Here is a 12338-nt window from a genome sequence, read left to right as displayed (position 1 = left end):
AGTTCTTTTTAGGGGGCAACATGACGCGGATTCTATGGGCCATTTTGGCGTTGGGACTTGCTGCAAACACCGCAGGGGCGACGGATATCTCCGGCCTCAAGGTTGAACACGCCAATCGCAAGAACAAAGCCATATCGGTTTCGGCCCCGCACCCCGTGCGCAGTGGCGATACGGCTCTGGCTTTTCAGGTGAAAGATGGGCAGTGCAAAGGCAACCGGAGCTATAACGACTGCAAAGGTTCGCGTGAACGGTCCGAAATTGTCGACCGCTCCAAGATCAGAACCGGCAAGGAATACTGGTACGCGTTTTCCTTGTTTATCCCGAAATCCACCCCGTCGATTGACCCTGCAACCACAATCCTGGCGCAGTTTCAGGACACCAAGGGATCGGGCGAAATCACCCTCGGCTTCAACCTGTTCAAAGAAGGGCTCGAATTGAGCCAGGACAACCCGAATACGCAACAGGTGGATGACATGGATCCGCCGAAACCGATGGTGATCAAGATCGTCACCCCACCGTCGCGCCTGCGTGGCCGCTGGATTGACCTCAAGGTGCAAGCGATCTGGTCGGTGCAGCAGGATGGGATGATCCGGGTCTGGGTGGATGGCCGGAAGGTCCATGACCATCGCGGCCGCAACCTGAACCGAAATGTCGCGCCCAGCTTCAAGTTCGGTGTCTATCGCTCGGGCCTGCACAAGCTGCGTAGCATCGGGCGCAAGGTCCCGACACAGCTGGTTTACTTTGACCACATCCGACGTGGCACCACCGAAGCCGAAGTCAGTCTGAAATAATTTGTGCTGACAGCTTATTTTCTAATCAGAAATATCCCGGGGTGAGCGAGCTTGTCTCGCGAGGGGCAGCGCCCCTTCTGTCCTCTTACTCCGCCGGCTGCGCCACGCCGCCGCCTTTGGGCTGGTCCACCAGGTAATCGGTGACCATCGCCCCGATCCACATGCACAAAAGCGCAAGCCAGGCGGTGGCGACAAAGATCGACCCGCCGGTTACGCCTGCGCCAATTGCGCAGCCGCCCGCCAGCATGCCGCCAAAGCCCATCATCACCGCGCCCGTCATTGACCGGCGCATCACGGCTTCGCCTTCATAGCCCTGGAACTTGAACTCGCCCGACAAGTAACTTGCCGCAAAGGCACCGATCACCACGCCGGGGATCAGGCCCACGTCAAATTCCAACACTGGGTCTGCCGTCAGGAAAAACATCAGCGTGTTGGCCGAGGGGCCGGTGAAGGTGGCCGAGGTCACCGTGACCGGGTCAAAGGCGGCTTGCGACAATTGAAAGGTCAGAACCCAGCCAAGTGCCACGGCAAAGCCAACGCCCGATCCAAAGATCAGACGCCGCGCGCCCAAGTTGGACCGCCGCGCCAAAAACAGCGCCAACACCGCCGTACACAACCCCATCGCAAGGCCAAACCATTCGGGCAGACCCACCAGCGTCAAAAGGTTCACATTGGTGCCGCCTTTGGTCATCCACAAGGACGCCAGCCAGGTGCGCATATCCGCCAGATAGCCATGCAGCGACATCTGCGCCACAATCGCCATCAGCATCCCGGACATGACCGAGCGCAGGTTGCCGGTGGACGCGAGCACCAAAAGCCGCCCCGAACAGCCGCGCGCCAGCACCATGCCGACGCCAAACATCAGACCACCGATAATGGCCCCCGACCAGCTGCCGGTCACTGCCATCATCCGAGCGTCTTCCGTTCGCAAAAGCCCCAGCATCGCCGCGCCCTGCACCCAGACCACCGCGGTGGAAAAGGTCAACAGCCAGATCGCCACGCTGGACGACATGCTGCGCCGGGCAAATTCCACCGTTGCCGCGCGCAGGCAAAACCGCGACCGTTGCGCCGCCACGCCAAACACCAGCCCGGTCAGAAGGCCAAACAGGGCGGCGGTTGGGCTTTCGCCGATGCGATCCATCAGGGGAACGATATCAAACAAGGCTGGACCTCCGGATTTGCGGTGGGTTCTGGCGGGTTTGTTAGGGTTTCGACGATTCTACCCGCAGGGGGCAGCCCGCGCCTTGACCTATATCATAAACAAAACATGTTTAATGAATGTGTATTACTTGTGGTGTTAACTATCAAACAGGCGTATGGCGGGGACATGCGACACACGACCCTGACCCTTGAAGAAACCCGCGCGCTGCCGTTCTGGCGCCGTCCGATCTTTCTGCTGCTGTTGATGACCGCCGCCATGCCGCTGGCGTTCTCCACCTGGCTTGCGCTTTTGAACAATTTCGTGATTGGCGAGGCGGGGTTCACCGGGGTCGAAATCGGCTGGCTGCACACGGTGCGCGAGATCCCGGGCTTTCTGGCCATTGGCGTGATTGCCCTGCTTTGGATCATGCGCGAACAGACGCTGGCGGTGGGGGCGCTGGCGCTGCTGGGGGCGGCCACGGCGATCACCGCCTGGTTCCCATCCTTCTCTGGTCTGCTCATCGTGACCATGCTCAGTTCGATCGGGTTTCACTATTATGAAACGGTGGCGCAGTCGTTGCAGCTGCAGTGGATCGACAAGAAACGCGCGCCGCAGATGCTGGGCTGGATCACCGCCGTGGGCTCGGGCGCGTCGCTTCTGGCTTATGGGTTCCTGGTGTTGACCTGGAAGACCCTGGGGCTGAGTTACAACTTTGTCTACCTGCTGTCGGGTGGCCTGACGCTGGCGATTGCCGCGTTCTGCTGGTTTGCCTACCCCAAGATCGAAAGCCCGGAGCCGCAGCTGAAAACCTTTGTGCTGCGCCGGCGCTATTGGCTTTATTACGCGCTGCAATTTATGGCGGGCGCGCGGCGGCAGATCTTTATCGTCTTTGCCGCCTTCATGATGGTGGAACGCTTTGGCTTTGAAGTGCATGAGGTGACGGCGCTTTTTCTGATCAACTATGTGGCCAACATGGTCTTTGCACCGCTGATGGGCAAAGCGGTGGCCATCTGGGGCGAACGTCGTGCGCTGGTGTTTGAATATGTCGGGCTGGTGGGCGTGTTCTTGGCCTATGGCGGGATCTATTTCTTTGGCTGGGGGGTGATGCTGGCGATGGGGCTTTACATCCTCGACCACCTGTTCTTTGCGCTGGCCTTCGCGCTGAAAACCTATTTTCAGAAGATCGCCGATCCGCAGGATATTGCCCCCACCGCCGCCGTGGCCTTTACCATCAACCACATCGCCGCCGTGTTCCTGCCCGCGCTTTTGGGCTATCTCTGGGTCGTCTCGCCCGGCGCGGTGTTTGGGCTGGCGGCGGGCATGGCCTGCGTCTCGCTCGGGCTTGCGCTGTTGATCCCACGCCACCCGGAAAAAGGTCACGAGACCGTGTTTGCCCGCCCCCTTGCCAACCCGGCCGAGTAGCCCCACCTTTTCGGGGTATAGAAGGAGGACGCGCGATGCTCTTTGGACAAAAGAAGAAACAGGTCATGGTTGATGCCACCACCGCCCTGCCGGGGCGTGAGGATACGCTGGTCTTTGGCGACACCCACCACGTGTTTCACCGCCCGCTGACGCTTGAGGTGCCAGAGGGGCACGAGGTCGCGGTATTTGGCATGGGGTGTTATTGGGGCGTCGAACGGATCTTCTGGCAGCAACCCGGCGTCTGGCTGACCATGGTGGGCAATGCGGGGGGCTTTACGCCCAACCCGACCTATGACGAACTCTGTACCGGCCAGACCGGTCACACCGAAGTGGTGCGCGTGGTCTATGACCCCGCAAAAACCAGCTATGACGCCTTGTTGAAAGTGTTCTGGGAAAACCATGACCCGACGCAGGGGATGCGGCAGGGCAACGACCGGGGCACGCAATACCGCTCGGCGATTTATGCGACGACCGAGGCGCAACTGGCCGCGGCCCGCGCGTCGGCCGCCGGATATGGCCCACGGCTGGCCGCACAGGGATACGGGGACATCACGACCGAGATCGAGATGGCCGGGGCGTTTTACCCGGCGGAGGCCTATCACCAGCAATACCTGTCGAAAAACCCAGGGGGCTATTGCGGGATCGGTGGCACCGGCGTGACCTGCCCGATTGGAACCGGCGCCTAGGACGCAGGAGGGCGGCCGCCAAAAGCCCCCGGGCTGTGCCCGAGATCTTTTGGCGGCGGTGGCCTCGCTTCGCTCGGCAAGACAGGGGCTCTGCCCCTCGGGCTACGCCCTCACCCCGGGATATTATTGACCAGAAAATAGAGGTGAGCAGGCTCTCCATTTTCTGGTCATAAATATCCTGGGGGAGAGCCGAAGGCTCGGGGGCAAAGCCCCTGCCGAGCGCAGCGAGGCCACCCCCAACCCAAGGTGCCCCTTCGGGGCAGCGGGGGGCGGGAGCGCTTGACCCGGCGCGGATCCAAGGCTAGGCCCGTCCTGTCATTCGAAAGGACCGATCATGCCAACCTGGACCGCCCTGACCACCCTCTCTGGCCAAGAGGCCGCCGAAGCGCTGGGCGCTGCGATGGAAAACCTGATGCCGGAACCCACCGGGGTTGGCGTCTTTGAGGTCGAGGATGACAGCGGTCTGTGGGAAGTGGGCGGTTATTTCACCGAAGAACCCGATGCCGCCGGGCTGGCGCTGTTGGCCGCGATGCACCATGCCAAGGAGTTCACCGTATCCGAACTGCCGGAAACCGATTGGGTCGCCCATGTGAAACGCGAGCTGGCCCCGGTTGAGGCCGGACAGTTCTTTGTGCATGGCACCCATGACGCGGATCAACTGCCCAAGGGCAAGATCGGCTTGCTGATCGACGCCGCCATGGCCTTTGGCACCGGGCACCATGGCACGACGCTGGGCTGTCTGCGCGCGTTGGACCGGCTGGCAGGCGAAGGGTTCGTTGGCGAGAGCGTCGCCGATATTGGCTGTGGCACTGCGGTGCTGGCGATGGCCGCGGCCAAGATCTGGCCCAACCCGGTTCTGGCCTCGGATATCGACGAGGTGGCCGTGGATGTGGCGCGGGCCAACGTGGCGGCCAACGGGCTTGACGGGCGTGTAACCTGCGTGGAAGCCGCCGGGTTCGACGCGCCGGACCTGCGCGCCGCGGCACCTTTTGACCTGGTGTTCGCCAATATTCTGAAAGGTCCGCTGATTGGCCTGGCTCCGGATATGGCGGGGGCGATTCGCCCCGGTGGCTATGCGATTCTGTCCGGTATTCTGAACCCGCAGGCGGACGAGGTGATCCGTGTTTATCGCGAAAACGGGTTCAATCTGGTGTCGCGCGACGAGATTGTTGACTGGACCACGCTGATTTTGCGCAAATTGGACTGAATTGTGGCGGAAACAGTCCGTTTCCTCGCGAAATCTGCCTTTTTTTGATAAATTGAACGTGTTCGATTGTTGGTGGGGGCCAACACGAGGGTAGAATTATGGCTGATGCCAACTACGCGAATTTCAGCAAGCGCACGCGCGCCATTGAAAAACAGCATCGCAAGCTGTCGCGCGGCTATGTGCAGTTGGTCGAGCGTGAAGGGATACTGGTCCCGAAATCGCGCCGCACCCTTCACCGTAAATTTCCAGTGCGCGGGCTGGCCATGCTGCTGGCCCTGTTCCTTGTGTTCAAAGGGTTCCTGATGGTGCAGCTTGGCACGTCCATTTATGACGAGCGTGTGGCGAAACTGTCTGCCGGATCACAGGTGGAACAAATCGGCGCCTGGGTCATGCGCACTGACCCGATTTCCCAGTGGATTGCACAGCAGATCAAAACCTGGATCTAAGATAGATCCGCCCGGAAGAGGGCTTCTGGTGGGGCCAGGAGCAGGATCTGTGTGAACCCTCGACCTGTTGTCAGGCCGGGGGTTTTCGCCGGGAGTTTTCTACGTGTCACTGTCTTCGTAGATCGGTGGTGGGGCAAAAGCGACCAGCCCCAGTTTGCGGGCAGTTTCAAGTGTCAGGATATCGCTGTTGAACCCCGGCAGCTGGAAGGCCCGGATCGCGGCCCGGGTAGGGGCATCCATCCGGCTGTTGATCTCTCCCGAATAAAACCCACGCACCTGCAGGGCACGTTGCAGGGATGCGATGAACTCTGGCGTGAAGGCAGGCGGGCAGGGGACTTCGAAATAATAGACCTGCCCCCCGGCACGCACCACCTGTCGGGTGGTGGTTTCATATTGTGGCGGGGTGATGATGGTGCTGCCATCGGGCGAGAACCTGGCCGGGGCCACCTGTTTGGTCTCGGTGATCGTATCGATGACCGCAGGGGTCATGTCCTTGCCATAGCAGGCCCCGATGCGACCCCCTTTCGGGCGCTCTCCGGGTTTCATCAGGATTGCCCCTTCGGGCAGTTTCGTGGCGGCAGGGTGCGGGGTGCAGGCCGACAGGATCGCAATCAGGGCGGTGACGGACATCAGGGAAAGAATGGTGCGTGTCATGACTGCTCTTGGTTATCTGCCGCGTTCACGGCCTGTTGGGCGAAGCCTAGCGGGTTTGACCCTGGGATGATAGCCCGCGGCATAGCTCCGGCAAGAAGCTGCGACCGGCCTGACGGGCGCGCGCCGGGCCAATCATGCTGCGTTTCCTGACGTTTTCTACGCTTAAGTCGCAAATCCGCGTTGCGTGACTTATATGGGCAGATTAGGAATAATCCGGACGCGAGATCCGCCACAGCAAATTGGAGAGAGAGCCAGATGGCAAAGATCACCTATATCGAGCACAACGGCACCGAACATGTCGTCGATGTTGCCCCCGGCCTGACCGTGATGGAAGGCGCGCGCGACAACAATGTGCCCGGCATCGAAGCCGATTGCGGCGGCGCCTGCGCCTGTTCGACCTGCCACGTCTATGTGGACGAAGCCTGGGTCGAGAAAGTGCCGGCCAAGGATGCGATGGAAGAGGATATGCTCGACTTCGCTTATGAACCCGACCCCAACCGCTCGCGCCTGACCTGTCAGCTGAAAGTCACCGACGCGCTGGACGGTCTGGTGGTGCATCTGCCGGAAAAACAGATCTGATGAGCGCACAAGCGCCGCGTCTGCCCGCCCGCCTGTGGCGATGGGGCGTGCGCGGCGTGGTGCTGGCGATGGCGCTCGTGGCCGGGCAGGCCGCCGTCGCAGAACGCATCACCGAGGCACGATTTTCAGGCCCCACCGCCCGATATCCACATGGCGTATTGGGGGATGATCTGGAATGGGGGCAACTCCTGATCACCACGGATGTCGGGGGCACGTCCCGGCTCATTCGGATGACCCTGCCAGACCACCGCGTGTTTGAAGATCTGACACCGCGTCTTGTTGACCTGGACGGGGACCAAAGCCCCGAAGTGCTGGTGGTGGAAAGTGACGCCCAAAAGGGCGCGCAGCTGGCGATTTATGACCAGACGGGAAAAATCGCTGCAACCCCCTTCATCGGGACCCGTTTTCGCTGGCTTGCCCCCATCGGGGCGGCGGACCTCGACGGCGACGGTCACGTTGAAATCGCCTATATCGACCGCCCGCATCTGGTCAAAACCCTGCGCGTTTGGCGGCTTGAACGGGATGGAGATGGTGCCAGCCTTACCGAAATTGCCTCAAAACCCGGATTGACCAACCACAAGATCGGGCAGGATTTCATCACCGGCGGCATTCGCGATTGCGGGGATGGGCCACAGATGGTCACCGTGGATGCGAGCTGGCAAAACATCATGGTGACCCGGCTAGCCAGCGGAAAACTCTCCTCCCGTGCGCTTGCACCATTTGACGGAACTGCCTCGATTCGATCCGCCTTGTCCTGCCAAAACTGATCCGTCCGAAGGGGCGCTGCCCCTCGCCGCATGTGCGGCTCACCCCGAGGTATTTTTGGCAAGAAAAAGAAGAACGCTTTGTCGGCATCCCATCTTTGGCCCGTAAGTATCCTGGGGGAGAGCCGAAGGCTCGGGGGCAAAGCCCCTCTTTCGCGACGCGCAGCGGCGCGGACAAAAATGTCTCACGACGTGAGCCACCGAAAGCGCCGAGCGACAGCGAGGCCTAAGCCTGACGATAAAAAACAGGCCTGACAAAAAAACACCCCGCAACCATCTGGTGCGGGGTGTGAACTCTTGTTTGTCCTGGGACCGCTTACAGGGCGCGCCAACCGATATCCGACCGGTAGAACCCCTCCGGCCAGTCGATCCCGTCCAGCATCGCATAGGCGCGGTCGCGGGCCTCGGCCAGGCTGTCACCGCGTGCGGTCACGTTCAGAACGCGTCCCCCGGTGGCGGTGATCACCCCGTCTTTCTCGGTGGTGCCCGCGTGAAACACCATGTTCTTGCTGTCCTCGGGCAGGTCGTCCAGCCCCTTGATCACAGTGCCTTTTTCGTAAGATCCCGGATAGCCATTCGCGGCATAGACCACGGTGATCGCGTGGTCACCCGCCCAGTTGACCTGCGCGTCGATCAGCCGTTCTTCGGCACAGGCCAACAGCAGATCCAGCGCCTGCGCCCCAAGGCGCATCATCAGCACCTGGCATTCCGGGTCGCCAAAGCGCACATTGTATTCCACAAGGCGCGGCTGACCGTCCTTGATCATCAGCCCCGCATACAGCACCCCTTGGTAGGGCGTGCCGCGTTTGGCCATCTCGGCCACGGTGGGGATCACGATCTCGTCCATCGCCTTGGCGGCAATTTCGTCGGTCAGAACCGGGGCGGGGGAATAGGCCCCCATGCCGCCGGTATTCGGCCCGGTGTCGCCGTCGCCCACGCGCTTGTGGTCTTGCGCCGTGCCCACGGCCAGCGCGGTTTTCCCGTCGCAGAGAATGAAATAGGACGCTTCTTCGCCCTCCATGAACTCCTCGATCACCACTTCGGCGCCCGCGCCGCCAAAGGCCCCGCCAAACATGTCGTCGATGGCGTCCAGAGCGGTCTGTTCGTCCATCGCCACAATCACGCCCTTGCCCGCGGCCAACCCGTCGGCCTTGACCACAATCGGTGCGCCCTGCTTGCGGATATAGGCCTTGGCCGACCCGGGATCGGTAAAATGCCCATAGGCCGCCGTCGGCGCGCCCGCCGCGTCACAGATTTCCTTGGTGAAAGATTTCGAGGCTTCCAGCCTGGCCGCCTCGGCAGACGGGCCAAACACTTTGATGCCCGCTTCGCGCAGACGATCTGCGACCCCCGCCGCCAACGGGGCCTCGGGGCCGACAATCACGAAATCCACGCTGTTTTCCTGCGCGAACTGCACCACAACACCGCCATCTTCGATATTGATCGACGCGCATTCGGCAATCGCCGCCATCCCCGCATTGCCCGGTGCACAGATCAACCGATCACATTTCGGGTTCTGTTTCACCGCCCAGGCCAGCGCATGTTCACGCCCGCCGCTGCCGAGAATAAGGATGTTCATGGCTGTCCCCTCAAGTCGCGTCTGTTACCGGGGGCATAACGGCCATCGCCCTTCGAAACAAGTCTGTTGCGGCGCTATCATCCGGGGAAAGATCACATTGCGCATTGCACCAGGAAGGGGCGCGCCGTCACTGACCGCTTTCCCTCCTGCGACACCCCGGCTAAGGTCTGACCTGGAACCAAACGAGCGCGCGAGAATTCCCATGTCCGACCTGATCGACGATCCCGTTCCCGGCCAGAACACACCCGAATACTCCGTGGCGGAAATTTCTGGCGCGGTGAAGAAAACCATCGAAGGCGCCTTTGGCCGGATCCGCGTGCGCGGCGAGGTGGGGCGGGTCTTCAAGGCGCGCTCGGGTCACCTCTATTACGACATCAAGGATGATGGAAACGTGCTGGCCTGCACCACCTGGAAAGGGCAGGCGGCGCGGCTGTCGGTCCAGCCCGAAGAAGGGATGGAGGTGATCGTCACCGGCAAGCTCACCGCCTTTGGCGCCCAGTCCAAATACAACATGAACGTGGACGACGTGGTCGTGGCGGGCGAAGGCGCGCTGATGGCGATGCTGGAGAAGCGCAAGAAGAAACTGGCCGCCGAGGGGTTGTTTGACGAAGGCCGCAAACAGAAAATCCCGTTCCTGCCGGAGATCATTGGGGTGATCACCTCGCCCTCGGGGGCGGTCATTCGCGATATCCTGCACCGGCTGCGCGATCGCTTTCCCCGCAAGGTGTTGATCTGGCCGGTGGCGGTGCAGGGCGCGGCCTGCGCGCCCGAGGTGGCGCGCGCCATCGAAGGGTTCAATCGCCTGACGCCGGGTGGTGCGCTGCCCCGGCCTGATCTGCTGATTGTTGCCCGGGGCGGTGGGTCAATCGAAGACCTCTGGGGGTTCAACGAAGAAGAGGTGGCCCGCGCCGCGGCGGCCTCGCACATCCCGCTGATCTCGGCGGTGGGGCATGAAACCGACACCACGCTGATCGACTACGTGTCCGACCTGCGCGCGCCCACCCCCACCGCCGCCGCCGAACACGCGGTGCCGGTGCGGCTGGAGCTGATGGCCTGGGTGGATGAGGCCGGCGCGCGATTGTCCCGCGCCATCGGGCAAGGGGTGACGCAACGTGGCCAGCGGTTGCGCGATCTGTCTCGTGCGCTGCCGCGCCCAGAGGCGCTGCTGGATGCGCCGCGTCAACGGTTGGACCGGGCAGAGGCGCTTTTGCCCGCGGCGCTCAGACACGTGGCGCAAAGCCGCAAGGTGCAGCTGACGCAGGTGGCGGCGGGGCTGCGGCCCCAGACCCTAACCGGAATGATGACGCAAAAGGGCGACCGGCTGGCCACCTTGGGCCACCGTCTGGCCCCGGCGCTGACCCGCACCAATGCGGAAAAACGCCGCGAGTTTGCGCGGGTCGCGGCCCGGCTGTCGACCGAACGGATCGGCGCGTCCGCCGCGCGCCACGCCGACGACCTGGCCGAGCTGTCCACCCGCCTGACCCGCGCCTTTGACGCCAACACCAGCCGCCACCGCGATCGATTGACTGCATTGGAGCGGATGCGCCAGACGCTGGGCTATACGGAAACACTAAAGCGTGGCTATGCCGTGGTGCGTGGGGATGGGGCATTGGTCACAAGCGCCGCCACAGCCCGCGCGGCGCAGGCGCTGGAGATCGAATTTGCCGATGGGCGTTTGGCATTGAAGGGCGCTGGGGATGGGTCCCCGCCGCCCCCTAAACCGGCCGCTTCCAAACCCGCTTCCAAACCATCAAAGGTGTCGAAGAAGACAATGTCCTCCAAACCGCCCAAAGAGAGCCCCGATCAGGGGTCATTGTTTTGATTGAGAGTGTGGTAGGGGGCGCTGCCCCCGGCTTCGCCTCCCCCGGGATATTTGCGGACCCAAGATAGAACACAGGCAGCGCGGCCTCACATCTTTGGTCGTCAAATATCCCGGGGTGAGCCGCGCAGGCGGCGAGGGGCAGCGCCCCTTTACCGTTTCGGTCCACGCGGTCCTGACGGTTTGCCAGAAGGTTTACCGCCAGCTTTCCCGCTTGGTTTCCCACCCGCTTTGGCGGACGGTTTGCCACCGGGTTTCCCCGCGGTTTTGCCCCCGGATTGACTGCCGGGTCTGCCGCCTTGCGTGCCGCCCGGTTTCCCGCTGCCTTTGCCTTTGAACACCGGGCGCCCGCTGCGGGCATCGGCGCGTTCTTTGGCGCGGTCGGTTTTCTGGTTCAGCGCGGCGGCCTTGCCCTTGCGGTTGCGGACGGGCGTGCGTTTCGCCGTGCCGGACTGGTCGGTTTCGGAGTCCAGCCCCAGCTGGTCGCGCAGCACGCGGCGGCGCACTTCTTCAACTTCTCCGGCCTTCAGTGTGCCCAGTTGAAACGGCCCGTAGCTGACCCGGAGCAGACGGTTGACCGACAGGCCGACCGCCTCCATCGCGCGCCGGATTTCGCGGTTTTTGCCCTCTTTCAGCGCCACGGTCAGCCAGGCGTTTGATCCCTGTTGCCGGTCAATTGACACGGTCATCGGCTGAAACCGTTCACCTTCGATGGTGATCCCCTTGCGAATGGGCGCGATCATATCGTCGGTCGGGGCGCCTTTGACGCGCACGCGATATTTGCGCACCCACCCGGTCGAGGGCAGTTCCAGCTTGCGCTTGATCTCGCCGTCATTGGTCAAGAGCAACAGCCCCTCGGAATTGAGGTCGAGCCGTCCCACGCTCATCACGCGCGGCAGATCCTCGGGCAGGGCGTCGAACACGGTTTCGCGGCCCTTTTCGTCCTTCGCCGTGGTCACGAGGCCGGTGGGCTTGTGGTACAGCCACAGGCGCGCGGGTTCCGGGTCAGACAGCTGTTTGCCATCCACGATGATCCGGTCCTTGTCGGTCACATTCAGGGCGGGGCTGGTGATCACCTTGCCGTTCACACTGACGCGCCCGGCCTCGATCATGCGTTCGGCGTCGCGGCGGCTGGCGACACCGGCGCGCGCCAGCACTTTGGCAATCCGGTCGCCGGATTTTGGCCCGGATTTTAGCGTGGCCGGGGTTTTCTCGGGTTCTTTGCTCATACCCCGCCATAGCGCGCGCGG

Annotated in this window: 12 protein-coding genes; 8 read left to right on the top strand and 4 right to left on the bottom strand. The window is 62.4% G+C overall.

All coding sequences use genetic code 11. The annotated features are described in order from the left end of the window. Positions 1-20 precede the first annotated feature (20 nt). Positions 21-791 (top strand): polysaccharide lyase, encoded by a 771-nt coding sequence (locus tag ACP15V_RS03490; protein WP_424942288.1) that lies wholly within the window; start codon positions 21-23, stop codon positions 789-791. Between the two features lie 85 nt (positions 792-876). Here ACP15V_RS03490 and ACP15V_RS03485 read toward each other — a convergent pair whose 3' ends face one another. After that, a complete protein-coding gene (locus tag ACP15V_RS03485) occupies positions 877-1932 on the bottom strand; it encodes a YeeE/YedE family protein (protein ID WP_424942717.1) in 1056 nt (351 codons plus the stop codon). Between the two features lie 186 nt (positions 1933-2118). On the opposite strand from ACP15V_RS03485, the gene ACP15V_RS03480 reads away from it, so the two are divergent. The 4 genes from ACP15V_RS03480 to ACP15V_RS03465 all read left to right on the top strand — a co-directional run bounded on the left by ACP15V_RS03480 (position 2119) and on the right by ACP15V_RS03465 (position 5693). Continuing rightward, positions 2119-3354: an MFS transporter gene (locus ACP15V_RS03480; protein WP_424942287.1), complete on the top strand. Its 1236-nt coding sequence runs from the start codon at positions 2119-2121 to the stop codon at positions 3352-3354. Positions 3355-3389: 35 nt separating this feature from the next. Then, complete coding sequence (gene msrA, locus ACP15V_RS03475) at positions 3390-4040, top strand: peptide-methionine (S)-S-oxide reductase MsrA (protein ID WP_424942286.1); 651 nt, start codon at positions 3390-3392, stop codon at positions 4038-4040. A gap of 334 nt (positions 4041-4374) precedes the next feature. Further along, the gene (locus ACP15V_RS03470; protein WP_424942285.1) at positions 4375-5247 is read left to right on the top strand and encodes a 50S ribosomal protein L11 methyltransferase; all 873 of its coding nucleotides are present in this window, start codon (positions 4375-4377) and stop codon (positions 5245-5247) included. Positions 5248-5345: 98 nt separating this feature from the next. Continuing rightward, the gene (locus ACP15V_RS03465) at positions 5346-5693 is read left to right on the top strand and encodes a hypothetical protein (RefSeq protein ID WP_424942284.1); all 348 of its coding nucleotides are present in this window, start codon (positions 5346-5348) and stop codon (positions 5691-5693) included. Positions 5694-5792: 99 nt separating this feature from the next. Here the strand turns inward: ACP15V_RS03465 and ACP15V_RS03460 are convergent, their stop codons facing one another. Then, positions 5793-6347 (bottom strand): peptidoglycan-binding domain-containing protein, encoded by a 555-nt coding sequence (locus ACP15V_RS03460; RefSeq protein ID WP_424942283.1) that lies wholly within the window; start codon positions 6345-6347, stop codon positions 5793-5795. Between the two features lie 255 nt (positions 6348-6602). Between ACP15V_RS03460 and ACP15V_RS03455 the strand changes: the two genes are divergently transcribed. Next, on the top strand, positions 6603-6926 hold the full coding sequence (locus tag ACP15V_RS03455) for a 2Fe-2S iron-sulfur cluster-binding protein (RefSeq protein WP_424942282.1): 324 nt from the start codon (positions 6603-6605) through the stop codon (positions 6924-6926). Next, positions 6926-7693, top strand: coding sequence for an FG-GAP repeat domain-containing protein (locus tag ACP15V_RS03450; protein WP_424942281.1), 768 nt, complete (start codon positions 6926-6928; stop codon positions 7691-7693). Before ACP15V_RS03455 ends, ACP15V_RS03450 begins: the two co-directional genes overlap by 1 nt. Positions 7694-8006: 313 nt before the next feature. Here the strand turns inward: ACP15V_RS03450 and purD are convergent, their stop codons facing one another. Next, a complete protein-coding gene (gene purD, locus ACP15V_RS03445) occupies positions 8007-9269 on the bottom strand; it encodes a phosphoribosylamine--glycine ligase (RefSeq protein WP_424942280.1) in 1263 nt (420 codons plus the stop codon). Positions 9270-9471: 202 nt separating this feature from the next. Between purD and xseA the strand changes: the two genes are divergently transcribed. Beyond that, on the top strand, positions 9472-11091 hold the full coding sequence (gene xseA, locus ACP15V_RS03440) for an exodeoxyribonuclease VII large subunit (RefSeq protein ID WP_424942279.1): 1620 nt from the start codon (positions 9472-9474) through the stop codon (positions 11089-11091). Positions 11092-11240: 149 nt separating this feature from the next. Here the strand turns inward: xseA and ACP15V_RS03435 are convergent, their stop codons facing one another. Beyond that, positions 11241-12317: a pseudouridine synthase gene (locus ACP15V_RS03435; RefSeq protein ID WP_424942278.1), complete on the bottom strand. Its 1077-nt coding sequence runs from the start codon at positions 12315-12317 to the stop codon at positions 11241-11243. Positions 12318-12338: the final 21 nt, after the last annotated feature.

Source organism: Aliiroseovarius crassostreae (assembly GCF_049803815.1).
Lineage (GTDB): Bacteria > Pseudomonadota > Alphaproteobacteria > Rhodobacterales > Rhodobacteraceae > Aliiroseovarius > Aliiroseovarius crassostreae_A.
Note: the sequence above shows the minus strand (reverse complement) of the source record. Positions and strands in the feature narration are given on the sequence as shown.